This is a genomic window from Yersinia pekkanenii, from assembly GCF_001152565.1.
Lineage (GTDB): Bacteria > Pseudomonadota > Gammaproteobacteria > Enterobacterales > Enterobacteriaceae > Yersinia > Yersinia pekkanenii.
This window is the reverse complement of sequence record NZ_CQAZ01000035.1, coordinates 25,833-50,957: the sequence shown is the minus strand read 5'-3', so window position 1 is coordinate 50,957 and position 25,125 is coordinate 25,833. Positions and strand designations below refer to the sequence as shown.

The following is a 25,125-nucleotide window of genomic DNA, read 5'->3' as shown; positions in this document are numbered from 1 at the left end:
ACCGACTATGACGCCGGATATATGGTCGCAAACCGTATCGAACCAGTACTTGTAACACCCGGGGCGTCTATATATGGGTCAACTAAAATTGGCCACGGTAGTGACAGTTGTTAGCTGAAGTATTGCACATTCGGACTCAGTCATCCCCACTGGCACCCGGATACGCCAGAAAGCAAAACCCCACAAAAAGTGGGGTTCGTTATCCCCTGATATTAGACGATATTGACTTACTTTTTTTCTCTGTTAGCTACATTTTGGGCAGCTTATCAAACATGCTTTTCATCTCTTCCGGGAAGCCATTAGAAAGTGTATTGCGCAGGTCACTCATCGCTGTCTCAAAATCTTTCGGACGTTCTTCGCTCTGCATTTTTTGATGTGCATCGACATTATCCTGTAATCCAGCTAATACCTTATTCATATCATTCATCATGGTCTGACAGGATTGATTAACGGATTGCATAATCGTGCGTGCCGCATCAGCCCCTGACATTTCCATATTTTGCACGCCCTTTAGAAAGGGTTTTTGCAAATCAGATTGAGATTTCTGACCAAGATCAGCCGATGATTTCAATACATTTTGCATATTTTTAGGATCAAGCATGTGTATTTCCTTATTTAGCGGTTAGAGATTTTTAGGGCATGAGAACTGGGTCAATGCTTTTGACCACAGGGGGTAATCTTTCATGGTGGAACTCAGTTCAACGTTGAAAAAACCGCTGACATTATTCATTGCCATCGTCAATTCACGGCTATTCGGCCCCAATGGCACTGCGTTACTGGCGTCATACATGCGGAAAATAGCCCATGGACCATTGAAATTGACCGTTTCCACACTGCCATCGCGGGTTTTGAATGTCAGACGGATGTAGACGCCCCCTTTCGGCCCCGGCCATTCAAACCGCATTGGCTGGCTAGCGCCGTGGCTGTAGGTCAGTATCTGGCCATCGACATCAAGGACGACTTCCAGAATTGATGGCGTCAATGAAATTGGTCGTATAATCATCGACATCGCCATCTTGTCGGAGGTATCAAAGAAGGTGTCACGGATCCGGGCTGAGTTCTCAAACGCTCGCAACGTTTTTTCCGTCACTACCCCATCACTGTCTGGTTTAACCTTCCAACGACTGCCATTGGTATCGATATAAGGTGCAAGATTCTGATCGAAGAAACTTTGCATCGCACCGGTACGGCCAAACATCCGATTGAAATCGCCAATGCCTATTTCTTCTTTCGACGAGCGATTGAAGGGGTAGCGGCCATTAACCGTGGTGTTACATAAATCTGAAGCTATTGAAGAAACACCTTTACTGAGATTGGCCTTACTCTGCTGCAAGCTTTGTGTTTGGCCTACCGCCAACAGATCCATCATAACGCTACGTATCGGCTCTGGCTGACGGGCCATATCGATTTGTAAACGGTTAAAATCGTTGTTTTGTGGCAGGATCTGCCCTGCTCGTAGTGAAGCAGACAGCGTGATCAACTGGTTATAAATTTGCTCAAAGGTTTTGGCCAGTGGATCTGAATTGCTGGTGGAGGTACTTTGCAAGGCAAGACCCAAACGCCTTAACATCTCAAAGCGATCCTCTACCGCCTTTTCCGGGGTTAAACGAAAACGTGAACGCTCACCCGATATTTCGTCAATAATGCTACGGCGAGCATTAGTGATTTTATTGCGTTGAGTATCAAACCAGCCTGACGACATTCCTCCTTTGGTTGAACTTTCAATTCCCAAGGTTGTTTCACGTGACGCGAAACGCACCAGATTGGCCAAAGGAGATGATGGATCGGAGAACTGCCGTGCCAATAAGGCGGCATCATCAAGTCCATTGATCGGGCGAACCCGAATATCCTTAAGAAAAGCATCCCATTGGTTGGCATATTCCATCAGGTAATACTTACGGGCTTCATCAGACAATTTTTGGGCCGCAGCAAGTAAACTCACTTTACTGACCGATGATTTACCGTCACTCAGTACCCATTTTTCTTCATTGATCATCACTTCTGATGCTGCCTGAAGTTGTGAATTAACCACATCGTGATAGCTGGATCGAGTATAAAAAGCGGGGATCGCTATATCTGTCACTGTCTTGAGACTTTTACGCCTCAGCATGAGAGTGACACTGGATCCTGCTGCATCTGCCAGGGAGATATTCTCAATCCGTGGGGGTAGCGGTGCATCCTCAATACGATTAATCACCCGAATATGTATTGGGGTTTTCATCGCCTTAATACGAGACTCACGGATCAATTCGTCATTCAGCTTAGCGGCGGGGGCTGCTGTAGATGAGCCATTGAACAACTCACTCAAATGGTAACTGAACAGTTTCCGATCATCTTGTGTATAACCCTGCGGGGCAAAACCTTCCCAACGAGCCATAAACCATCGTACCAGAGCCTCCGGTGAGCGGTTATCACGCTGGCCTAGCATCAGGTAGACTTTTAACGTGTCATAGCTATCAACATCAAAAGACTGAGTATCTTTTTTAAGCTCGTTAGCCACGTAATTCTCGACAGCAGGCCAGAACACTTTATTCAGGTGACGGTGATAAGTTTCTAACATCGCCTGATTAAGTAAACGATGTTCAAAATAAGGTGTAAATAATGGAGGAGAGCTTTCCAGATAATGTGTGTTGATATATCCCAACTGTTCGTAAGCTGCGACTAAATTATCATTAACCTGGTTAGTGAGCGGAATATCGCGCACGATACGGCGAGTTTCATCAAAACGGGCAGTTGCGTAGCCAATATAGTCATATTCCCAAAAATAACGCATCGCTAATAACAGCAATATGATACCGAGCGCTAAAGTCACACCAACATATTTACCAAAAGCTAGCAGTCTATTGCGTAAAGGCATCGGCCCTGTCCCGTGTAAGACTCCCCGTTCGCTAATTGCCTGACTCAGTGCAGGAAAATACAGGGAGCCTGCAGGCCGATCTTCTACAGTATTCGTTGATGACGGGTAATATAAAGCCTCCCACGAGGTTAGATTCCGGGTGCTACCTAACCAGCATTGCCGCAGGCAACCGCTATAACCAATAGGTGTCGCCGGGAATATTTGTTCAAATAAGCCAAATAGCGGTTTTTGTATTGCCCCCAGACTTTCAGTAAACAGTAACAACTGATGGCGCATTTCCATATTGGGTGAGTCATGCATGATTTCCAACACATAGCGACTGATGCCTGACAGGAACTCACGGTAACGTTGCGCATCAGCGAGAAAATCATTCTGCCCCAGTTCGTTATGGACCATGCTGATCCCAAGTCCTTCAGCCAGGAGGTCATCGCTCATCAAAGAGAGGAAGGTTTCACCACCAGGTAACTTATCGATATTGTTGAGCAACATATACACGGCAATATCAGCCTGAAAGGTTGAGGCAACCTCCAGTACTCGCAGGCGCAATGTATCAGCCAGTGACTTACGTTCCGTCAGTGACGCCTGTAGTAATACGTCAACATCAAGACAAAGAATAATCCCATCAATCCCCGGATAGTGGCGATGCTTGCGGATCATCGAAAACAGTTTTTGCCGAGCGGTACCCGCCTCCTCACTCTGACCATGCAGTAAAATCCACTCCCCGGCCGTATCGATATAAACCGCCCGATCAGTCAGCCACCAATTACAGTCCTGGGTAGGGCCGATATCGGTGGTCTGTGCCAAGCCATATTGTTCTGACAGTAGGAATTTTTCACCGCTCTCATAAATGATCGACGTTTTACCGCATCCCTGTGGCCCCATCACCAAAAACCAGGGTTTCGCATCAATATATTGGCGTTTACGCTGTTGCCGCCAACGCTGCCAGCGGGTCTTATAATTAGATAAATCAGCATGTTTCAGCGTCAGCATCGCATCATGAAAACGCGCAGAAACACGATCAAGCTGAACCGTTTTTTTCTTGCGCCGAGGTATTGGTGCGCGGGCATAGCGGAAGATCCAACCAAAGAAAATGGCGACAAATGGCCACAATGCCCAGCATAAGATCAGAGCAATAATTGTCTGACGAACCCAAACATTCCCCAGAGGAAAATAAGGGCCAATCGCGATGAGCGGACCAACCCACCACACGACGTAGCACAATAACAGCGCAATAATTAAAATCAGCATTCTGCGTATCATAACAATTCCTATTGTTGAGTATCTGTTCCCTGAGCTTCTGTACGAGGCACTTCTAGGTATTGCTGCATAGCCTTATCGGCATCACGCTGACCAATCTTCCATAAGATATCCACACGACGGTTGCGACGGCGGCCTTCTTCCGTTGCATTGTCGGCCAGAGGCTCATTTTCACCTCGTCCGATAGCACTGATTTCCCGTTGATGGGTTTCATTAATTTGTGTGGATTCCCGCAGCTTTTCAGCGACGACTGTCGCTCTGGCGGCGGAGAGCTTGAGGTTATTGTTACCAGATGTACTGCGGAACGGCTTGTTATCCGTATGACCAATGACCTCCATATCCCCAGGCCACGGAGCCAATGCTTTTCCAAGACGCTCAATATTTTGTTTGTTGATAAACTCTTCAGAAAGCGTCGCTTCACCCGTGCGAAATGCCCCATCGGAGGTGAAAATCAACAGCCATCCACGCGGGTCCTTGCGCACCTCCAGCCAACCTTCATTCAGGATGTTGGACAATGGATTCGGCAAGGTTTCCATGATGTTTATTTTCCGGGGTTCAGGCAGCACCCATGTCAAAATATTGCTGCGAACTTGCTGAGATTGCTGATGTAAATACCACGCGGTAACACCATAGGCACACAAACAGAATGCGAAACCATAAATGAAGATTTTTCGTGCTTTAATATATTGGCGACGCGGAGAACCTTGAATCGCCTGCGCAATCGCCAGGGATTGGGTGTTTTCCTGACCATAAAGTTGTGTATGGAGACGGCTGCGTAAATCAATCAGCAATACCGAACCGTATTCTAGCATCTGATATTTACCTTCAAAACCCAGGCAGATAATCAAATCATAGAATTCCAACACTTCCCGGTACTCTTTGGGGGAATTCATATAGACACGTAAATGCTCGAAGCAGTCCTCGCCCCCCCAGGCATCACGGTGAAACTCAACCAACAAACTCTGGTTGTAGGATTCTGATGTCTGAAGCCCGTTGAAAATTCCATCAATATAAGTACAAAGTAAGTAAGAGAGATGACCTACATCCTCCTGCGGGCAATTCTTCTTTTGCAGGATCTGCTGGAAGAATTGCAATTCCCGAACAATCGGCGGCCTGACTTCGGCTGCGACACGACTCGGCCAACGGCGAATATTCTCCACCAGCAGTAATAAGGGCATTGCTGCTGCAATATAAGTGTTATCCCAAAGCCCTTGTAGTACCCCAGGACGCTCATAGAGTCCCCGAGAACTACCCTGAGATATTTGTGCTAGTTTTGCCGGATTAGTGTCATGAGCGAGTGGTAATGGCTGATTTGCCGCGAGCGCACTCTCATTTGCCTGATTAGCCAAGATATCGGCCACCGTCTTTTCCTGCTGCTCTGCCGAGGATGCATCTGATGGGCGGCCCCCTCTTGGGATAATGCCGCCCAAAGAGGCCACTGAGCTTTTGGCTTGCCACAAGGGATTGGTTAATGACTGTTCCGCATGTTTTGCGCCATTGCGTGCTGCAGAAATGGCTTCGCGGATCTGGCGTTCGAAATCGTTCATCCGAGTCTTCCTTGCCTCAGTCCCCAAACTTCAAAATGCAGTTCAGGGAAATCACCCACGATGCTGAGTGCGATAGCCGAACCTGACATCATTTCCTTATACATAGGGTCAGTATGGTCGACTTCAAAATAGACGCTGTTCGGGTAATAAGGGATATATCTTGGTGGTGAGGACATTGGGATCATCCTCGCCCCCGGTAATTGCAAGTCGATCAATTGTACAATTTTCTCCACGGGACCCAGTTTGGTTTGAGTCGGGAAGTACGAACGAATGGTTTCGGCAGGCAGCTTTGAACTGACCGTAAAAATCAGTTTTTCCAGACGCAGTTGTGCATCGTTCTGGCACAGGTAAATATTGTCGCCGCGTTCAACAAACTGCAAGGCGACCGCCGGCGCTTCAATCACCAGTGAAAGTGCGCGGCGTAGAGCAGCGAACAAGGCAAAATATCCCTTATGCGGTTCATGATGTGCATAGAGCAAATCCTGTCTTGCCCAAGGTTTATCACCGCCAGGGATCGTACTCAATTGCCCGAGCAGCCCCAGTAATAATTGAAAAAGCTGTTCAGGATGTACCTGTTTTTGCATCAGAACATGCGAGAGTTTGAGGTTGTACTCGCTGAGCGTTTGCAGTAATAACAGTTCCAATAACTCGGATAAACCACCAATTGAAAGGGGCACATCAGGCCGATAAACTGCCTCAAGTCGTTGAACGATTAAACCCAATAACTCGGTTACCGCATTGTCTAACCAGCCGATAGCGCGAAAATCCAACATCGGCGGCAAAAAATTATCATCCAAAATCAAACGCCCGTCACGGGTACGTTCTTTGATATAAGCAATAGGCAGCATTGATTCTGCATCACTGATACTGCCGCGCAAATTGAGCCTGGATTGTAATTGTCCCAACTGAAGCGTCGCGATCAACGGTGTTCCTTCTGCCGCAATACCATGATTGCGATCTTTCACTTCAGCATCCAGAGCAATGAAACGGCTACCGTGGCGGCTCTGTGTCAAATCAATATAGGTATTACCTGGAATATCCATCAGGATCGAGAGACACACGACACTCCCCTGACAATTTTCTCCTGGGTCAAAGGGCAAGGGTAAAGATTCGTTCTCACCCATGTTAAAAGGTGTGCCATCAGGAAAAATACCCCCAGCATGATTAAGAGCAATTTTGCCCTGATCCAGTAAGCCCTGATTAATGCCTAATGTGTGGAATCCCCATGCCAGCGCACTCAGACTCCGTGCACGCATCTCAGTAAGATGTTCTAAATAACGTTCCTGTTGTTGAAAATGCTGAGGTTCCATCAGCATCCCTTCTACCCAAGCAACTCGTTGTTTTGGCATCATATTATTTGTCCTTTAAAACTTTTTGCTCAGTTGTAGCTTCTAATGATAGATTCTTACCATCAACGAAAATCACTCGGCTGAAATCGCCACGGGCATCAGACTTGAAGGTTAGGAGGCCTTTACCGTTATTCATGTTCTGAAACTCAGCAGCGATTGCCCACCAACGCTCTTGTTCAAAAGGAACCTCTCGGAAATATCGACGTTCCTCTGACGGGGCAAGCATGTATTCCGTCACACTGACAACCTCTGCGCCGGTATTGATACCGCTGCAAAGTGCCCCTTGGTATAAACCAGGGGGAGACCACCCCTCGCTATTCAGTTCAACAATGCATAATTTTAAGGGCTGCGCTTGCCCGTTGGCCCCTGGATTGATATGGGGGGCAGTGACAATCCGCAGCTCAATTCGGCGTTGCTGTGGCGGTATTTCCGGAGCTGAAGAAAACCAGCTACAGCCACTTAGCAGTGCGCTACCCACCAGAATCAGCCAGGAAAAAAGTCTGAATATGCTACGCATTGATAAAATACTTCGTCTGACTAGGCGCAATTTGCGTCGAAGACGCATTGTTGTTATTGGTCATACTCATATCTCCTAAACGTGTTGCTGGACTTCCCTGAATGAAGTACTTACCTGACCCTTGCATCGGGTCCATCTTGGCCGAATGTGTGCCAGAAGCCGCTCCGGTGATCCCGCCGGCATCTATCGTGGACAGGCGGATAGTGTTGAGATTTTGTTCATTACCGCCGCAACAAAAGTAATTGCTAACATTAGGAATACCATTGGCGTTTGGCGCGATATTCGGGGCAGAGATTGGGACCATAGGGTCACAACCGGTAAAACTGATCCCACCTGCGCGGGTATTGGCTGCTGTCATCGTGATTACCCCATGTGAACCTGTCCGCCGTCGATTTTGAGGACGGAGGTGGCATTTAATGATCCAATCCGGCTATTAATAATTAAGCTTTGATCGGCCTGTTGATTAATATGACGAGCATGGATCTCGTCAGTATTCTCCACTTCTCTGCTCGCCTGTTTCGCTCTGACAAATAGCGAGTCAGCTACCTGATGCATGGTTGTCGCCACCCACAACGAGGTACGGGCCATCAATGAAAAATGTCCTGTATGGATCTCAATTCTCTCCGGGCTATGAATTTCCAGTGCGGTCGTAACAAGGTGCAAAGGAATATCACCACTGTTCATCACCAATGGAGAATCAGGAGTCGCGCGATATAAGATTGCGGTGATGTAAATCTTCTGCTGGTCGATAACAGCACTGACCTGATCACCTATTTCTGGCAGGAATAGGCAACTGGCCGCATTGGTTACCGGCAATGTTTCATATCCGTGCAGTAACACACTGCCGTTATCTATACTAGAAACCTTGGCAGTCATTATTTGCGGTTGACGTGATCCCACCGACAACGTTTTTTTCGATGAATGGACCTGATAGTCAGGTAAATAACGTTGAAATTTCAGTAAAGTGGCTAATTTAGACATAACGGCTAGCTCCTGAAGGTACAGAGGGAAATTGGGGGGTATCTTGTGGGCCTGGTTGATGACAGCGGTACCAGTTATCAATCTGGATCAGTAAGGGGTCTGGCATTTGTAAAAACGCGTCCAAAATCGGCACTTGTGCGCCGTGAAGACGTGTTTTATTGAGTTGACTGGCCTGTAATGACGAAGCATTCAGCACACAACTGCGCATATCAGCCTGAGCCAAATTGGCCTGAGTCAGGTTACATTGCGTCAAGTTTGCCCGTAACAAAGAGGCTTTGTGCAATTTGGCCGCTTCAAGGTTGCAGTCACTCAATGTGGCATCAGCAAACTGTGCTGCTGTGAGTTGTGCCATACTGAAATCGCAACCCTCTATATGCGCGTCATTGAACAGGACTGCCGTAAGATCGGCATTATTCAGCCAGCATTGTGTTAGCTGGGTTTTGTGGAAATTACTGTTTGCCAGCGGCTGGTATCGGAAATCAACCTGCTCAAGTTGACACTGACTCCATACCAAAATGTCACTGCGTATCGACTGATATTTGCAGTCTTTTAAAATACAACGGCTCATCACTTGCCGGATAAGCTCGCAGTCTTTCCATACCGACTGCTGAATAACACATCCATGCAAGTTGGCATCTTGCATTTTACTGTTGCTTATCGTCAGGCGGTTTATTGGGGTATCTTGTACGGTCCAATAATGTAATTGGATATTCTGTAAGTGAATATCATCGAGCTGACAGAGAGTTAATAACCAGCGTTCAATTAAGCAGTCCGTGAAATGGCCTCCCTGCCATTGAACTTCAATCCATGAAGCATTAATTAATGACACGCCCTGTATTGAAATATCATCGAACTTACAGTAGCGAAACGTACTGTTTTCTACCTTCCCGCCATTCAGGCACAGGTGGGTAAAATGGCAATGTTCAAAATGAATATTGCACACCTCTATATCCGTCAGCGTAATATCCGTGAAGGTGCATTGCATAAAGTGAACATCAGACAGTGCTAACGGCTGTAACTGACGCTGTGTAAAATGCTGCCCCACTATCTGACGTGGGCCGTCAGGGGGAAGCATTGGGCCATCGAAAGGTATCATTCCATATTCCTTTTAAACCGGGCGTTTATGCTGAAGCCTTGTAACGACGCGGTATCCAGTGGGTCTTTTCCGTCAGACAATGTTCAAAACAAGTGGTTAGATTTTGGTTGGTCATCGCTAAATTGGCACCTGCCAGATTGCAACGCACGAAACTGGCACCGCGCAGATCGGCGTTGTAAAGCAAGCTTTGCTGTAAACTGGTGCTCTGCCAGTGACTGTGCGCCAGTTTGGCGTCTTTCAAGCGCACAGAGGCAATATCACAGGCAATCAGTGTCGCCTGCGATAAATCTGCTTTATCGCAGCAACTCTCCAACATCGAACAATAAATAAAAGTACTGGATTGCAAATTAGCGCTGAGAAAGCCCATTTTATTCAGACTACAATGCTCAAAATGGGTATCGGGAAAATGGGTATTGAGCCCAGTCGTCACACTATTGAAATAACAGTAGCTAAAGCGTACAGAGGCCCAATGGCTAGTGATAATCGAGGTTTTCTCTATAGTGCTTTCAGTAAAGCGGGCCAAAGTTGCATCACATTTATCGAATACGCACGACAGGATGTTGACCTGATTAAATATCGTCTGCTCACACAGCGTCTCGGAGAGGAAACAACTCTGTAGGGTGCAATATTCGAATTGTGACAGACTAAAATCACAGTTATTAATCAAGCAGTTATCGAAAAAAATGTCCGTAAAATGGCTCTGGTTAAACAGAACATGTTCAAAGGTTATTTTTTCCCATTTGCAATGGATAAAATGGGTTTTCTGCCATTCCGTTTGCTTGAATAAACAGCCAGTGAAATGCACCTTGTTCCAGTGTGAATCTTCAAAACCACCTTGTATAAATTGGCAATGCTCAAAAGTGCAGTTATTAAGTGTGGTTTTATCGAAACGGCTGTCATTAAAGGTGCAATAGCGAAATTGTTTATTGTCCAGACTCATTCCGGATAGAGAGGTACCTGAAAATATAATATTTGTTGCCGTATCTTCCCCACTAGCTAACCACTGGGTACCCAGTTCATCCGAACTGGCCGGCGGGATCTTCAAATCACGTAAAGTATCTTGTTCTGCCGTTTTTTGACGTTCCTGTGACTCAATAGCTTTTTGAATATCTTGATAAAAAGATTCGGCATCAATCTCAGGCATTGCAGTGGCGTTATAGCGTAATGAATCGGGGTGGTCAGCCAGATCCCGGATAACATTCAATGGCATACCTACTGGCATCAACTCAGTATCTTTAAGAAATTCAAATGTTGGAGCGTCTGTTATGCTGCGTTTCTTATAGATCTGTTGGTAATACTCCAGGCTACGCAACTCGTTCGCGTGATCCATCCCCACCAATAAGGTCTCGACAGGCTCATCAAAAAGATGGGTCAGCGGCAAATTGCCGGTAAACACCATCAGGCCAATGTCATCATCTGGTAGCAGCCATAATGTTTTACGCTGTAATATCAATTCACTGGGAGACTGCGTGGCGTTATCCCAAATAAAGGCTCTGGCACTAATCGACGGAAATACCCCTGAGATAACCTCATTGTGTGGCCGAAATCCCGTGAGTTTAAAAGGCACATTATCTGGCCATTCCGCTTTTTTCAGCCATTGGTCTGGTGGCGCCATCTGGAAATAACGACGATTAATATTTGGTGGTAAACCGGGATAAAATGTCTCCAGATATTTGGGGTCAGTCATGCTTGAAGCGACATCATCAAGATGTGCTTTGCGTAACTGAAAACCATGAGGAACGGGGGTCGATGCCGCCAAGGGTGAACGAACCGTAGCAGAACCATCCGACCCAATCGACATCACTGTCGGTTTACGTTCATCGTCATAACCACGCCCCAAAGGATTTTCTTTGCAGCCTTTCCCTCCCCAGCTCTGCGTATGATCCATTGGGATACGCAAGAAAGGTTTGATGCCAAGCCCTGTTTTGCTGCCTTCCCCTTCAATACACCAACGCCGAGTAATCGCCCCCACTTCTACCTCTGGATACAACGATGTCACTTCTTCCCCAATACCGGCATGACCCGCCAGCAAGAACTCGGCGAAGGGCTTTGGTTCAGCACTGTCGAGCATTTGCAGCGAAAGCGGGGCTGATTTCCATGCCTGCCAAATTTGCGGTTCAGTCACCATATGCTCAGGCTTGGACAAGTAGCATCCCGCCACCACACTGATCCCCATATGACTTTCACGACCTATCTGATAACTATTTTTCAGCACCACAAGTTGTTGTGGACGAATAATGCGCATAATGCTTCCTTATCAGTTTTTGCTTTGCATACCGACGGTTTTTAGGTCGACACCAGTTTGCGAATAACCCACACCGGTATAAGAGAGGGAGAAGCCTGTATTGCTGATACTGCTACCGGTGGTGCTGATACTGCTACCGGTGGTGCTCATACTGCTGCCCGTGGTGCTCATACTGCTTCCCGTGGTACCAACAGAACTCCCGGTAGTGGACACACTGCTACCCGTAGTACTGATGCTGCTGCCCGTCATACTGACAGAACTACCCGTGGTGCTCATGCTGCTGCCGGTCATACTGGTACTGCTGCCGGTGGTGCTGTGACTCACGCCGGTAGTGCTGATGCTGCTACCCGTAAAACCGACACTGCTACCGGTAAAGGATTGGCTGCTGCCCGTCATGCTAAGACTCGATCCTGTCTGGCCCATGCTCTGGCCGGTAATACTGGAACTTAATCCGGTCATACTATGGCTACTGCCAGTCATGCTATTACTGGTGCCGGTAAAGGAAGAGCTGCATCCGGTCATACCGGTGCTCACACCGGTCATACTGGTACTGGCCCCGGTGAAGGAGGTGCTAGCGCCGGTAAATGAAGTACCAATACCAGTAAATGAGGTAGCGACCAGAGTGCACCCGACATTAACGCCGGTGGCACTGACAGCGATGCCAGTTAAAGATAAGCTGGCCCCAGTGCTCGAAATACCTAGCCCTTTGGCAGACACATCCATGCCCGTGACCGAGAAGTTAACGCTCTTATAAGAGACATGGTTACTTATCCATTCCGTGGCGGTTCGTTCTACCGTTTCATATTTATCCTGCCCCACCGCCGTAGAGCTGTTGCGTTCAATGGTTTTCTGCAAGTCACGCTCGGCATGCAGCATGATGCGTTCATTACCACGATTATCATCAAAGGTGAGCTGGCTGGCGTGCTGTGGCTGCCCGAAGCGCAGAGAACGGGAGACAAAACCCGAATAGTTAATATTCTCAGGTAAACGATAAGGCGGTGGGTTTTCACCGTTATAGACGATCCCTGTGACCATAGGGCGATCCAGATCACCATCAACGTAGTTGATCAAGACTTCCTGCCCGACGCGAGGCATCGCAAGGACTCCCCAACCTTTACCGGCCCATGCCTGCACGACGCGGATCCAGCAGGAGCTGTCATCTTCGGTGGTTTTATAGCGATCCCAATGAAAGTGAACACGAATGCGAGCAAACTTGTCGGTATGAACTTCTGACTCACGTGCGCCAACTACCGTCGCACTTTGCAAGCCTGAAACCTGTGGATGCGGCGTCAGGCATTGCGGGCGGTAAACAATGTCATCGTTTAATGCTTTAAAACGACAGAGAATATTGCGGCCCCGACTGTCGCTGTCCGGCCCATCTTGCACAAAACTGTAGTCACAGCTAATCAGCTTAAAGGCACGGTTACGATTACTATCAGGGTGCTGTACCAAAGAGAAAGAGCGACCTACTGCCAATCCTGTGGCATTACTTTCACCCGACAACATCTGTCCATGGCTCTGAATGGCCTCAAGACGTAAACGGGCAATATTTTCACCATGTTGGGTATCGGTGTAACCCGCCCCATAGCCATACCATTCCAGTGGCACGTCTTGCAGGTATTGGCGGCTTTCTTCTATATGAGTTTGCAAGGTATTGCGTGGATTACGGAAATCAAAATCACGTAATACGACTTCACTGGAGTGGATACGCTGTGAACGCTGAATGCGTTGTACCCCTTCACGAATCGCCCGCATCTCCTCACTATCAGGCAGAAAAGTCAGTTGTGCATAGGGGTCTTCCAGTGCGGGAAACTGCTGTTGGTCGGTAATAACCAATGTGTGTTTATCGTCGTGATGTTCGAAGTAGTACCAAACACCTTCATCCTCCATCAGACGATTAACAAAAGCGAAATCCGTTTCTTCAAACTGTACGCAGTACTCACGCGATGGATAGCTACTGGCAATGTCAAATCGATAATCAGCAAAGTTATAGCGGGAAAATATCTGCTCGATGATATCGATGATGCTCAGATTCTGGAAAATTCGGCAGTTACGGTTTTGTTGTAAAAACCACAGCCAGGTACTCAGTTCAAGGCGATAAATAAATTGATTTTGTCGTTGTCCTTCATCACTTCCCGCCACCACATAGGTAAAAAAGGTCCGGTAACCAACAGAATCCGGTAATTCAATTTTTACCTTGATGACTTCCCCTAATAAGCTAATCAGATCGATATCAGCATCTGCAGCCTGAAACTCCAGGTTATAAGCCGGATTACCCGAAACCCGCTCTTCCGTGGTGAAACTAAGAGGAAAGGCATCCAGACCTGATAACACATCATTCTCTATCTCAATTAATGGCATAACGACCCCGTTTAAAATTAATGTGCACTCACACCGGCCCTAATATCAGTTACGCGAATTCAATACTCAGTTCTGTTTCCTCAACGATCAAACGTATCTCTTTCAGCGGGTTAGCCTCGTGACGGCGCTTCAAAACTTCATTTCCAACAATGGGAAGTATGGTCTGGCGCAAAAGCTCTTCAACAGCACGTCCATGATTGGGATGACTGCAAACCCTAGTGGCAACCCATGCAGGAATATCCCCCTCGATGATCAAAGAGGCGCCGATTTCATCCCATAAACGCTGCTGTAAACGTAAAAGGTGATAAGAGGCTATTTGCGCCAGAGCGGATTGATCCAATGGGATATAAGGAATGATATTGACTCTGGCTAGCAGCGCGGGAGCAAAGCGGCGCAGCAAGGCGTCGTACACCAGAGGTTTGAGTACAGCGGGTTTAATATCGCTTTCAGCGAGGTAAGCCTGTTCGATCTCTTCAGCCCCCTGATTGCAGGTAAGCAGAATAAAACATTGGCGGAAACTGACCAAGCGCCCTTCGGCATCCTCCATCCATCCTTTGTCGAAGACTTGATAAAAAGCATCTTGAATATCAGAGTGAGCTTTATCAAATTCATCAAGCAGAATAACGGAATAGGGTTTGCGCCTTACCGCTTCCGTTAATTTCCCACCCTTGCCATAACCGACATAACCTGGAGGCGCACCTTTCAGCGTGGATAAGGTGTGTGCTTCCTGAAACTCACTCATATTGAAGGTAATCAGGTTGTGGGCCCCTCCGTAGAGGGTTTCGACCAATACATTGGCGGTTTCAGTTTTCCCCGTTCCCGTGGAGCCTGCCAGCAGGAAGATACCCAGCGGGCGGTCTTGCGACTGAATGCCTGCCCGAGCGATGCGTATCGCTTGTGAGATCTCTTTGATACCGTTCTGTTGCCCGAAGATACGCTCACCAAGCCGCTGTTCGAGATTCAACACACACTCGATATCGTCCTGCAACATTTTACCGGAAGGAATACCGGTCCAGTCGGAAAGCACAGCAGCAATGCTCTGCTCATCCACCCAGGGATAAACCAAAGGTGTGCCTTCTTGTAACGCGAGAAGTTCAGGCCAGCGAGCATGATCCGTCATCACGCCATGACTTTGCGTATCGGGAATAACCTCCCTAACTAACTGTTTTTCCGTATAATCACGACGTTGCAGAGCCGTCAGTTCGCTTGCAAACGTCTGAATTTGCGCCTCGACTTCAGCCAATCGCTGCTCGACTATAGCGCCTAACTGCTGTTCCCGAATCAGATAGTGATGTTCGGTTTTAAGCACATCCAGTTGAGCCGATAATTGCTCAATCGCTTGCGGCTCGGCGTGCTGACTCAGGGCGACACGTGCACAGGCCGTATCCAGCAGACTGATGGCTTTATCGGGCAATTGTCGGGAAGGCAAATTACGCAATGACAGACGGACAGCCGCAAAAATGGCACTGTCTCGGATAGTGACGTTATGATGTTGAGCAAAATGTGGCGCAATAGCCCGTAGCATATCTACGGCGGTAGACTCATTTGGCTCACCAATCAATACCCGCTGGAAACGGCGAGTTAAGGCCGCATCCGGTTCAATAAACTGTTTGTATTCTGACCAGGTCGTAGCGGCGATCATCCGCAGCGCCCCTCTTGCGAGCATGGGTTTAAGCAGATTTACAGCGTCCCCGGTACCCGCTTGCCCACCAGCACCGACCAGCGTATGGGCCTCATCACAAAACAGGATAATCGGAGTATCAGATTGACTAATGCCATCAATCAGGGATTTAAGACGCGATTCAAACTCACCACGCATACTGGCACCCGCCTGCATCCGCCCTAAATCCAGGGAAAGTAAACGCGCGCCCTGCAACAACGGAGGCACATCGCCGCTGGCCAACTTTCGGGCCAATGCCTCAACCACTGCCGTTTTACCGACTCCCGCTTCCCCAACCAAAATCGGGTTGTTCTGACGACGGCGCAGCAAAATATCGATAACCTGACGCAATTCAGCTTCTCGACCAATCACAGGATCGATATCACCGGCTTGCGCTTGCTGGGTCAGATCGTTACACCACTTGTTTAGTGCCGCCTGAGCCTCTGTTGATGAACTGCTCTGCGTTTCCGCAACCAGTGCATCGCCCTTCGGAACATCGTCTGCATACTCAATAGAGCTACGCAACAGATCCTCATATTCCTCTGCAATTTGGGGAATCGGTAGTTTTTTGAACTCATCACATAGACGATACAACCAACGCTGATGTTGCGTGTCTTGCAGTAATGCCAGCAAAATATGCGAGGTACGAATGGGGGAAAGTGACCCCATTAATTGGCTCATCACCAGCCCGCCTTCAACCGCGGCCTCTAATCGTGATGACAAATCTTGTACCGAGACTTTAGTGACCGGCATATGCTGAATAATGTGGTCAAGTTGAGTTGAGATAATTTCCTGATTAAGGCCGTAATGTGCCAATAGCATAGGGATATCACCACGCTGTTGGTCCAACAGGACTTTCAACCAATGTTCTAGCTCCACATACTCATGTCGATAACTGCGGCAAAGCCGAGTCGCTTCAACAAAAGTTTTATAGGCAAATGCACCCAATCGATTAAAAAGACGTTCACGTTGATACACCGTTATCGCTCCCATAAGCTAGGTAATGGTTCTATAAATTGGCTGTATGCGCAGTGCTGAATCTGGTTTTAACCAGCAATGGCGGCTAAGGGTTCCCCCTCCCAGGCGGCAGGCCATGTTGGGGGACGTTTTTATGATCAATTGCACATCCAGTACCATTCGGTAGCGGACAAAGTCATGACAGATCCGCACCAGCGTGTTGATACGTTCACTGTTACGCTGAAAATCCAGATATTGAGGGTCAGATACCGGGCCAATAGATAACACCAGGCTATGCTGCACATCGAAAAAACGACGGCCAACACGTGTGCTACCTAATCGGCCCATACGTTGATTTTGCTCATTACGAGAATCATCAATCCACAGCCCTTTACGAGCTTCAAGACGGATAGGAACAGCAAAGTATTGGCACAGAATTTCCTGTAGTTTGCGCAGTGAGCCTCTACCCGGCAGATATGCTCCAGGAAAACAGCGTCTAATCCGTTCTATATGTGGGTTCAATGCTTGCTGTGGAGTCAGACCCGCCAACTGACATAAATGATTCTTAAAGGGGTTCTCTGACGCTCGATCATGACCCACAGCCACATTCATTTGGGCCCAGGCTCGATAATGCAAAATCGCCATTCGTTGGCTGAGGATGCCGGCAAAATGCTCAAAGGCGGGGTTGCGTTTAGACAGCGCCTCATTGCGGGCATGCTCAGTAACATGTATCGGCAGTGGTCCGTAAGGAGCAAACAACCCAAAGTGGCGGCAGAAAATAGTAATTTCCGACAACCGGTGTCGAGTATTCAGTGTTTGTCGAACATCACTCACTTCACGCGGAGCAAATGACATATCAGCCGGTTGAATAATGTGTAGCCGCAAGTTACTTTTATCCCCCAGAGTGCCAAGACGTTTTTGCTCCGGCGTGGCGCGCTCAATCCGACGCATTAATTCAAAAAAATCTTGGCTGGCCGATAGGCCCGGCAGAAAAGCACTATCCTGAGGCTGGAGATTAGTCATAACGGACAGGGCCCCATTTAGCGAAGGTTTCACCATCAAGCTGCATATGCATTCTCAGGGTTTGCCCTAACTCACAATATTCTGACAAGGCATGATGCAAGATACGGGCGAACAGAAAAGCACCTTTGTCACTATGATGGCTGCCGCTGAAATTCAAGGTAGCTTCAACCCCTCGACCCCAAGCAATAGGCCCTGGCGCAGCATGGCGCTCAAAATTATGAGCCATGCTGGCGTGAATAAGACTGGTGATCCTTTTGTATTGGTTCGCCTCTTCAGGCAGACAAAACAGCGACAACCAATCTTTCAGCAGCGGTGAGCAATCTGTAATTTCCGGTAGTGCGTAGCGCAGTGGATTATTAGCAATCAGTTGTAATGCCTGCCAGGCTTGAGCAATATTGGGGACTCCCTGTGGTTTGGTCGGATGGCGCAGCATTTCTACCTGCCCCACCGGGAGGGCAACTTCCAACTGAAATTCCGGCTGTTGTAACTGACCGGGGACTAAATGGCGTTCACAGACCATCGCTTCGATGGACAAAGATTTTACGTGATCAATATCGACGCCACTGGCTCCGGGGGAAATGGTAATAAACACGCTGTCATGCAGTAACGGGGAGTTTTTTGCCCGGTTTTTATCAGTAAACTCCCGGCGGCGGCGAATACTGTAACCCGCGACTTTATCGTCATCATCAAAGCGAGCATGTCCATGAAGGGAAGAAAATGGCACGCTGCCACCTTCAGTCAGCAAGCCATTAACCCCCATGACATGATGAATTTCATACAAAGAAGGATTCAGTGGATCAACTACCACCGGATATTCTGTGTGTTCCCCATTAATAAGCACCGGGCTACAGCGGCGTTTAAACAGGTTAATAATTGGTGTAGCAAACAGACGGAAGTCGTTGCTGCTGACCCTTCCAATCAAATGCAACGGACGCTGGTCCAGAACAAACAGGATCTCGAAGCTATGGACGCCCTCTCCTCGTTGCAGAAAATCATTGATGCCCTGTAATTCGAGATCAAAGAAACGTGAAGGTGCAGCGAAATATTCCCGTAGCAAACGACTGCCCGGCAGCTCACTGATCCCCACCGGCAAGAGTGCTTCTTGCTCATTTAATCCCCCCTGGCAAAGATGTTCTTTTGTGAGAACCTTAACCAGAGGTTCACCCTCGGTACTGGCCCATAAAACAATACGCAGAGTGTTATTCAACAGTGTCGTGAGTAACTGATTTGCATGGATTGTCGCGCCAGCCAGTGTCAGGTTCATGGGAGAGAAATCCAGGTCTGACAGCGAAGCCACACCCTGTGTCGTTAAACTCAGGCGTAAATGAGCCTGTCCAGACTGTAATTGCTGGGCAACCGTTTGTGGTAAATAGGCCGGTGGCGTGCTGGCACACTCAGCACTTTCAATGATCAAAGGTTGTATATTCAGATTACGACCAGTCGAGAAATTTGCTTGCCGATTATTTAACGAACCGTCACTCAGCGTTACCCGACTGCCTTTAGGTAATACAACATGTGAATGCCATTGCGGTGAGGTGAGGTCTGGGCTTAACGCAATAGTGGCAATAGAAGGTAAAGGCGTATACCAAAGTGGTGCCAAACGCCCGAGCATTTGCAGAGCGAACTCAGGGTGTTCGTTGTTCAAGCGCTGTTGAATACGGGAACTGAGGAAGGCGGTGCCTTCCAGCAGCCGTTCTACGAAAGGATCGAGCACACCATCTGCGTGTAATCCAAGATGTTGAGCTACCTGCGGATGCATATGAGCGAAGCGCTGCCCATCCTCGCGCAAATATCGCAACTCTTCGTTATATAAGGCCAGAAAACTTTCGTTAAGCATGACGGCTGTCCCTGTTTTATTTCTACACGTTATTTAAAGAACGCGAACCATTCCGTAGGAGTAATCAAGTGCGATGCGTAAATTCACTAAATGGTCTTCACCAGGCAAATTACACCGGGCATGGATGTCAAAGAGAATGGCGAGCACCCAGGTTTGGTCTTTATTAATCAGCGGTACCACTTTGATAGATCGGGGATCCAAACGTGATTCAAAGGTGGCAATAATTCGCTGTATATGTCTGGCCAACGCCATCAAATCGGTGTGTACTGGGACTTGCTGACTGAGTGAAGGTAAGCCGTAATTCAGCACTGAAGTTTCACAATACGGATAGCGTTTCAACTTCAGCTCGGCACTGTGGGCCGAGTCATTCAATAAAGATTCGATATCGCGCAAAATAACATCACGCCAATGCGGCAAGCGCGCGTGTTCGTGACGAAGACTTAATTTGTCGAAAAGTATTGGCGCTGAAATATCCATAATTAGCCCTTACCCATCCTATCGTGAAGACTGCTCTCCTGAACCGAGAGCAGTCTTGATGCATTACTGACTTAAATACGGGCGTTCAATTTCAGGTCGTAGCCTGATTTAATTACAGCGCCCATAGAGCCATCATTTTTTTGCTCTTTGTATTCAACTTCGATACGGGCAAAGTTAAGGCTGATGGCATCGGTTGGCAGCACAGTAGCGGTTTCTTCCTGCTCGCCTTTGCCAAAAGGCATATTGCCGACAGTCTTGAAAGAAGAAACCAGACAGTTACTGAAGGTGACCGTCAGGAAGTCTTGCTGACCAGTGCCTGATTTACGACACACCAACTTAGCCTGAGGAACGTGATCACCCGTTGCACACATTAAGAACAGTTTTGGTGATGCCTTGTTACTGACCATGCGGAATTCGAAATCCTTCATTTCGACTTTTCCAGAACCACCGCCACTACCAAACCCCCAGCGTCCCGCGTTTTCCTCTGCCCATTGCCAAGCTTGTAACTGGATCCAGCCGGGATAATTCTGGTCAGGGGATTCGCCATCTACCCCCTCGATTTTGAGAAAATAATCGACTAAAGCTGCCATTTTTTCACTCCTGAATTAATGTCATTAATGTTGGGTTAAATAAGTTATTGGCAATCAAATATTGCCTTAATCAAAACCGTAGCATCCGTCTAATAGTGTCTTTACCTCCTTGATATTTATATTGATATTTCTATTGCTCTTATGAAGAACACTCATCCAAACAAAGAGTGGTGTTAAAAAATCTACTTCGTTTCACCTTCTTTACTGGATGGAAGTTTAGAAACCAGTCGTAGGGAAACGGTCATGCCTTCTAGCTGATAGTGAGGACGCAAATAGAAGTGAGCACGGTAAAAACCAGGGTCATCTTCAACATCTTCCACCTGCACTTCAGCCGCAGCCAAGGGGCGCTTAGCTTTGGTCGCTTCTGTTGAAATTGAAGGGTCGCCATCGACATAGTTCATCAACCAGTCGTTAAGCCAAACTTGCATATCATCCCGTGAACGGAATGAACCAATTTTGTCGCGCACAATACATTTGAGGTAATGAGCGAAACGACAGGTGGCAAATATATAAGGCAAACGGGCTGATAATTTGGCATTTGCTGTTGCATCCGGGTCGTTATAATTGGCAGGTGAATGCAAAGTACAAGAACCAATAAATGCAGCGAAATCAGAATTTTTCCGATAGACCAGCGGCAAGAAGCCAGCACTGGATAATTCGTTTTCACGACGGTCTGAAATGGCTAACTCTGTCGGACAAGTAAGCTCATATCCGCCCTCATCAGACGGAAAAGCATAAGCTGGGAGTTCTTCTACTGAACCACCAGATTCAATGCCACGGATCCGCGAGCACCAGCCATATTCATTAAAAGCACGGTTAATATTGACGCCCATGGCATAGGCTGCATTGGCCCAGGTAAAGTCTTCTGTTGCATAGGGACTGACCACTTCTTCAAAGGCGAAATCATCAATGGTGTCGCCTTTCGAACCATAGGGTAAGCGTGATAGAAAGCGTGGTAGCGTCAATACCAGATAACGGGAGTCATTACTTTCACGCAAACGACGCCACGGTGCATATTCTGGAGTCGTAAAAATCTTGCCAATATCCCGAGGATTACCCAGCTCTTTCCAACTGTTCATTTGCATGATGCTCGGAGATGAAGATGCAATGAAAGGGCAGTGAGCTGCTGCCGCGACCTTGGCTAATTCAGTCAATAGAGCCACACTCTGCGGACTGTGATCAAACTCATAATCGCCGATCATGCAGCCAAAGGGTTCCCCCCCAAACTGTCCATATTCATGTTCATATATCTGTTTAAATATCGGGCTTTGGTCCCAGGCAGAACCCCGATAACGGCGCAGTGTTTTTGCCAACTCATCCTGGCTAATATTAAGCACGCGGATTTTTAACGTTTCATTAACTTCTGTATTATCAACTAGATATCCAAGTCCCCGCCAAGCAGACTCCAGTTTTTGGAATTCTTTATGGTGCAAAATATGGTTCATTTGCTCGGATAGCTTTTCGTCAATTTCAGCGACTAAAGACTCAATAGTAAGCACGACATCACGGCTGACTTTAACCTGGCCTTTATTAACGTAAGCAGCAAGAGTACCGATGGCACGGCGCACAGTGGCGGTGGCTTCATCAGTCCGAGGGCGAAAAGAGCGTTTTAAAATATCGTCTAACTCGTTTTCGACAAAATCGACGGCGACATCGACATCGAGTGTGTTATTGAGCTGGGACTGCGGCATGTTCTCCACTATTCTTCTCCGTCTTCCACTAAAGCATCATTATCTTCACTGAGCTTTGAAACCGTTCCCTGTGCATCCGTCGCCAGGCTCTGTAAAAAGTCGGGTTGTTCAAGTAGCTGTTTAACCACCTCTTCTGCACTGGTTTTACCGTCCATATAGGTAATCAACTCAGCCAAATGAGTTCGCGCCTCAAGTAATTTTTCCATTTGGGGAATACGCCGAGCTAATGCCCCAGGCGAAAAATCATCCATTGACTCAAAATCCAGCTCAATATTGAGTAATTCCTTATCCTCACTTAAGGTGTTATCGACGTAGAATTTAAGACGCGGTTTAATTGCTCTCATCCGTGCATCGAAATTATCTTGGTCAAAGGTAAGAAATTTACGTTCTTCAACAGCAGAGAGCGGTTTTTCTCGATGACCAGAAAGATCAGCCATAACGCCAGTAACAAAAGGCAACTCTACTTTTTTGTTGGAGCCATAAATTTCGACGTCATATTCAATTTGCACCCGAGGTGCATTATTTCTTCCAATAAATTTTTGCGAGCTAGAATCTTTGGCCATTTAACTGTCCTTATCGAAACGGTGGGTTGTTTTTTCCGGCCAGCTGTTTTAATGCAATAACAGCTTCCGGTAGAATTTCTTCAACAATGGAATAGAAATCCATACCTATCATCTCCTTGGTGCGATAAATGAACATGGGTGCGGGATGACTTGGTTCATAACATTGGAAATACTCCAAAATACGGTCAAGCATCATAATTACCTCTTGCCTGGAGCTAATTTTTTTATCATTTGAATTTAAATACTCGCGTTCATGTCCTTCATCTATTCTTATCTTTTTATCAGAAAATTCTGAGTCATCACGTAATGGTTCGTTGAGCTGCGAAAGTTGAAAAATATTATTTTTAAAAAAAACATGTAATAAATCACAATTAAGTTGATAATCTTCGCTGCATTGATTTGCATAGCATGAAATTTCTTCTAGAAATCCATTAATTCCTGATAATTGTTCTTGTAAATCAGGCAATCCATTCTTCTTAAAATAATTATTAACCGTTATTAACAACGAAGAAGATGTAATAGAATGACGTTCCTGGCCACTTAATGTGAGTGCGGTAGTAATTATGTCTTGTAAAGTGTAAGAATGCTCTGCGGTGATGCGTGTCGCTTTAATCTCTGCAATGCATTGAGCAGTAGCTAACCAACCTAAAGCGGCAGCATGACCACTATTCAATGGTGCTTCGTCTGATAATGGGTATATAACAGCAGAATCATCCTTGACCAACTGGTTCAAATTCATTAATCCATCATAGAGAGCAAAAACACCTTTAATTTGAATATTTGCTCTTATAAACCAAACCATTACGCGCAAATCAGAACATTGCTCCAGTAATTTGGCTGCCAGTTCACTAATATGGTGCCAATTTATATATGGAGGTTCATCCGAGCGAAAAAGAGGGTCCGCGGACTCATCTAATTGAGATAGGATAGACTCAATTTCGCCATACGCCGGATCATATTCAACGCCAAGTAATGTCAGAGGAAATATATCGCTCATATTATTGCTCATCCGTTTTAAAAGTAAAAAATGGCATAATACCCCTTAAAAACCAGACCACCATTGCGATTAACTTAAAAGTCAAGCGTATCAGTTAAATAATTATTTTAAATCACAGCATTATCCTATGTTTTTTGTTTTACCCTTTCCTTTGCATTAAAAAAATAACCCAATTCAAAAAATGGTAATAGGGATAAAGTGATTGAAAGTTTTTTTCACCCTTTATGAACTCATAAAATTCACATAACTATTGTGTTAGTAAGAATGACTGGATGAATCGCCCCAATGGAAGGATACTGAGTATGGAAAAGAAGATATATAATGACTTCGCGTGGGAATGCTTGCGTAGAAACACGCAATATATCAGAGATTGGGAGTTATTCATGGGGAGTAACCATAGAGGAACAATTTTTATTGACGATAAATCTGAACTAATTCAATCAGAGTTAGATTTAAATGCAGAAGAAAAATGGGGGTTAATAAAATATATTTCTCCTTACGACTCTGATCCTACAAATGTTTTTTGGTCCCAAGAATTAAGTAAGCGTTCTGTCAGAGTCACACTGAGTAATACTGGAAAAATTAACGGGGGATATACTTGGGGGGATCTGTCCAACCGGACTGGCGTTAAACATCAAATCCTTCAAATGCATGATAAATCATTATGCGTAAAAATATTTAATCAGAATGCGTATTTTCAACTCTTTATAGAAAGCACAACGACGTTAATGGCGGACTCAAACCTCTATATTTATATTCCATTACACCTTGAATCTTATTCTTTTTCTAAAAATATTGAGATATTGCAGAGCATTGTTAACCATAAAATAGAAGTGGAAGCGAAAGAGGAACAATACCTAGGCCTATTAAAAACTATTGATGATAGAAAACAAGGCTTCTCACATCGAGATATAGCATCAAAAATATTTGGCAAGGAGTTAGTCAATAATGAATGGTCAGCAGATAGTTGGGTAAGAGCAAAAATTCGCTATCGCATAAAAAAAGCGAATGAACTGATTAACCACGGTTATCTTAATTTTCTCTAAATAGCTGTTCCAAATAGTAGAGCACCAAGAGGGAACTCAGTCCGATTTAAGCGATCTGATCAATCGCTGAGTAT

19 protein-coding genes are annotated in these 25,125 nt (G+C 46.5%); 1 reads left to right on the top strand and 18 read right to left on the bottom strand.

Annotated elements, in window-relative coordinates:
- Positions 1 to 247: 247 nt before the first annotated feature.
- The 18 genes from AEP37_RS16570 to AEP37_RS16485 all read right to left on the bottom strand — a co-directional run bounded on the left by AEP37_RS16570 (position 248) and on the right by AEP37_RS16485 (position 24,005).
- On the bottom strand, positions 248 to 601 hold the full coding sequence (locus AEP37_RS16570; RefSeq protein ID WP_049614389.1) for a DUF6277 family protein: 354 nt from the start codon (positions 599 to 601) through the stop codon (positions 248 to 250).
- 21 nt (positions 602 to 622) lie between these two features.
- On the bottom strand, positions 623 to 4,117 hold the full coding sequence (tssM, locus tag AEP37_RS16565; protein WP_049614388.1) for a type VI secretion system membrane subunit TssM: 3,495 nt from the start codon (positions 4,115 to 4,117) through the stop codon (positions 623 to 625).
- A gap of 8 nt (positions 4,118 to 4,125) precedes the next feature.
- Entirely contained in the window at positions 4,126 to 5,661 is a 1,536-nt protein-coding gene (gene icmH / locus AEP37_RS16560; RefSeq protein ID WP_049614387.1) for a type IVB secretion system protein IcmH/DotU, read from the bottom strand.
- On the bottom strand, positions 5,658 to 7,013 hold the full coding sequence (tssK, locus tag AEP37_RS16555; protein ID WP_049614386.1) for a type VI secretion system baseplate subunit TssK: 1,356 nt from the start codon (positions 7,011 to 7,013) through the stop codon (positions 5,658 to 5,660). Before tssK ends, icmH begins: the two co-directional genes overlap by 4 nt.
- 1 nt (position 7,014) lies before the next feature.
- Positions 7,015 to 7,527 (bottom strand): type VI secretion system lipoprotein TssJ, encoded by a 513-nt coding sequence (gene tssJ / locus AEP37_RS16550; protein ID WP_049614385.1) that lies wholly within the window; start codon positions 7,525 to 7,527, stop codon positions 7,015 to 7,017.
- Positions 7,520 to 7,885, bottom strand: a complete 366-nt coding sequence (locus AEP37_RS16545) for a PAAR-like domain-containing protein (protein ID WP_049614384.1) — start codon at positions 7,883 to 7,885, stop codon at positions 7,520 to 7,522. Before AEP37_RS16545 ends, tssJ begins: the two co-directional genes overlap by 8 nt.
- A 5-nt stretch (positions 7,886 to 7,890) precedes the next feature.
- A complete protein-coding gene (locus AEP37_RS16540; RefSeq protein ID WP_049614383.1) occupies positions 7,891 to 8,508 on the bottom strand; it encodes a DUF3540 domain-containing protein in 618 nt (205 codons plus the stop codon).
- Complete coding sequence (locus tag AEP37_RS16535; RefSeq protein WP_049614382.1) at positions 8,501 to 9,604, bottom strand: pentapeptide repeat-containing protein; 1,104 nt, start codon at positions 9,602 to 9,604, stop codon at positions 8,501 to 8,503. The genes AEP37_RS16540 and AEP37_RS16535 overlap by 8 nt, the downstream gene beginning before the upstream one ends.
- A gap of 25 nt (positions 9,605 to 9,629) precedes the next feature.
- Positions 9,630 to 11,849, bottom strand: coding sequence for a DUF2169 family type VI secretion system accessory protein (locus AEP37_RS16530; RefSeq protein ID WP_049614381.1), 2,220 nt, complete (start codon positions 11,847 to 11,849; stop codon positions 9,630 to 9,632).
- Positions 11,850 to 11,861: 12 nt separating this feature from the next.
- Positions 11,862 to 14,210, bottom strand: a complete 2,349-nt coding sequence (vgrG, locus tag AEP37_RS16525) for a type VI secretion system tip protein VgrG (RefSeq protein ID WP_049614380.1) — start codon at positions 14,208 to 14,210, stop codon at positions 11,862 to 11,864.
- Positions 14,211 to 14,259: 49 nt separating this feature from the next.
- Complete coding sequence (gene tssH, locus AEP37_RS16520) at positions 14,260 to 16,848, bottom strand: type VI secretion system ATPase TssH (RefSeq protein WP_049614379.1); 2,589 nt, start codon at positions 16,846 to 16,848, stop codon at positions 14,260 to 14,262.
- A gap of 18 nt (positions 16,849 to 16,866) precedes the next feature.
- On the bottom strand, positions 16,867 to 17,850 hold the full coding sequence (gene tssG / locus AEP37_RS16515; RefSeq protein ID WP_049614378.1) for a type VI secretion system baseplate subunit TssG: 984 nt from the start codon (positions 17,848 to 17,850) through the stop codon (positions 16,867 to 16,869).
- Complete coding sequence (tssF, locus tag AEP37_RS16510; protein ID WP_049614377.1) at positions 17,843 to 19,687, bottom strand: type VI secretion system baseplate subunit TssF; 1,845 nt, start codon at positions 19,685 to 19,687, stop codon at positions 17,843 to 17,845. Before tssF ends, tssG begins: the two co-directional genes overlap by 8 nt.
- Before the next feature lie 33 nt (positions 19,688 to 19,720).
- Positions 19,721 to 20,164 (bottom strand): type VI secretion system baseplate subunit TssE, encoded by a 444-nt coding sequence (gene tssE, locus AEP37_RS16505; RefSeq protein WP_049614376.1) that lies wholly within the window; start codon positions 20,162 to 20,164, stop codon positions 19,721 to 19,723.
- A 71-nt stretch (positions 20,165 to 20,235) separates the two neighbouring features.
- Complete coding sequence (locus AEP37_RS16500) at positions 20,236 to 20,754, bottom strand: Hcp family type VI secretion system effector (RefSeq protein WP_049614375.1); 519 nt, start codon at positions 20,752 to 20,754, stop codon at positions 20,236 to 20,238.
- A 182-nt stretch (positions 20,755 to 20,936) separates the two neighbouring features.
- A complete protein-coding gene (tssC, locus tag AEP37_RS16495; RefSeq protein ID WP_049614391.1) occupies positions 20,937 to 22,445 on the bottom strand; it encodes a type VI secretion system contractile sheath large subunit in 1,509 nt (502 codons plus the stop codon).
- Positions 22,446 to 22,453: 8 nt separating this feature from the next.
- On the bottom strand, positions 22,454 to 23,008 hold the full coding sequence (tssB, locus tag AEP37_RS16490; RefSeq protein ID WP_049614374.1) for a type VI secretion system contractile sheath small subunit: 555 nt from the start codon (positions 23,006 to 23,008) through the stop codon (positions 22,454 to 22,456).
- 10 nt (positions 23,009 to 23,018) lie between these two features.
- Positions 23,019 to 24,005 (bottom strand): type VI secretion system protein TssA, encoded by a 987-nt coding sequence (locus AEP37_RS16485; RefSeq protein WP_049614390.1) that lies wholly within the window; start codon positions 24,003 to 24,005, stop codon positions 23,019 to 23,021.
- A 302-nt stretch (positions 24,006 to 24,307) separates the two neighbouring features.
- Between AEP37_RS16485 and AEP37_RS16480 the strand changes: the two genes are divergently transcribed.
- Positions 24,308 to 25,051: a DUF2285 domain-containing protein gene (locus AEP37_RS16480; RefSeq protein WP_049614373.1), complete on the top strand. Its 744-nt coding sequence runs from the start codon at positions 24,308 to 24,310 to the stop codon at positions 25,049 to 25,051.
- Positions 25,052 to 25,125: the final 74 nt, after the last annotated feature.

Excerpts from the sequence above, each read along its gene's own strand:
- tssC (WP_049614391.1), bottom strand. The coding sequence starts at position 22,445 with ATGCCGCAGTCCCAGCTCAATAACACACTCGATGTCGATGTCGCCGTC.
- tssE (WP_049614376.1), bottom strand. The coding sequence starts at position 20,164 with ATGGATATTTCAGCGCCAATACTTTTCGACAAATTAAGTCTTCGTCAC.
- AEP37_RS16540 (WP_049614383.1), bottom strand. The coding sequence starts at position 8,508 with ATGTCTAAATTAGCCACTTTACTGAAATTTCAACGTTATTTACCTGAC.
- AEP37_RS16500 (WP_049614375.1), bottom strand. The coding sequence starts at position 20,754 with ATGGCAGCTTTAGTCGATTATTTTCTCAAAATCGAGGGGGTAGATGGC.
- tssF (WP_049614377.1), bottom strand. The coding sequence starts at position 19,687 with ATGCTTAACGAAAGTTTTCTGGCCTTATATAACGAAGAGTTGCGATAT.
- AEP37_RS16535 (WP_049614382.1), bottom strand. The coding sequence starts at position 9,604 with ATGATACCTTTCGATGGCCCAATGCTTCCCCCTGACGGCCCACGTCAG.
- tssG (WP_049614378.1), bottom strand. The coding sequence starts at position 17,850 with ATGACTAATCTCCAGCCTCAGGATAGTGCTTTTCTGCCGGGCCTATCG.
- tssJ (WP_049614385.1), bottom strand. The coding sequence starts at position 7,527 with ATGCGTAGCATATTCAGACTTTTTTCCTGGCTGATTCTGGTGGGTAGC.
- tssB (WP_049614374.1), bottom strand. The coding sequence starts at position 23,008 with ATGGCCAAAGATTCTAGCTCGCAAAAATTTATTGGAAGAAATAATGCA.
- tssK (WP_049614386.1), bottom strand. The coding sequence starts at position 7,013 with ATGATGCCAAAACAACGAGTTGCTTGGGTAGAAGGGATGCTGATGGAA.
- vgrG (WP_049614380.1), bottom strand. The coding sequence starts at position 14,210 with ATGCCATTAATTGAGATAGAGAATGATGTGTTATCAGGTCTGGATGCC.
- AEP37_RS16545 (WP_049614384.1), bottom strand. The coding sequence starts at position 7,885 with ATGACAGCAGCCAATACCCGCGCAGGTGGGATCAGTTTTACCGGTTGT.
- AEP37_RS16480 (WP_049614373.1), top strand. The coding sequence starts at position 24,308 with ATGGAAAAGAAGATATATAATGACTTCGCGTGGGAATGCTTGCGTAGA.
- AEP37_RS16570 (WP_049614389.1), bottom strand. The coding sequence starts at position 601 with ATGCTTGATCCTAAAAATATGCAAAATGTATTGAAATCATCGGCTGAT.
- tssM (WP_049614388.1), bottom strand. The coding sequence starts at position 4,117 with ATGATACGCAGAATGCTGATTTTAATTATTGCGCTGTTATTGTGCTAC.
- icmH (WP_049614387.1), bottom strand. The coding sequence starts at position 5,661 with ATGAACGATTTCGAACGCCAGATCCGCGAAGCCATTTCTGCAGCACGC.
- AEP37_RS16530 (WP_049614381.1), bottom strand. The coding sequence starts at position 11,849 with ATGCGCATTATTCGTCCACAACAACTTGTGGTGCTGAAAAATAGTTAT.
- AEP37_RS16485 (WP_049614390.1), bottom strand. The coding sequence starts at position 24,005 with ATGAGCGATATATTTCCTCTGACATTACTTGGCGTTGAATATGATCCG.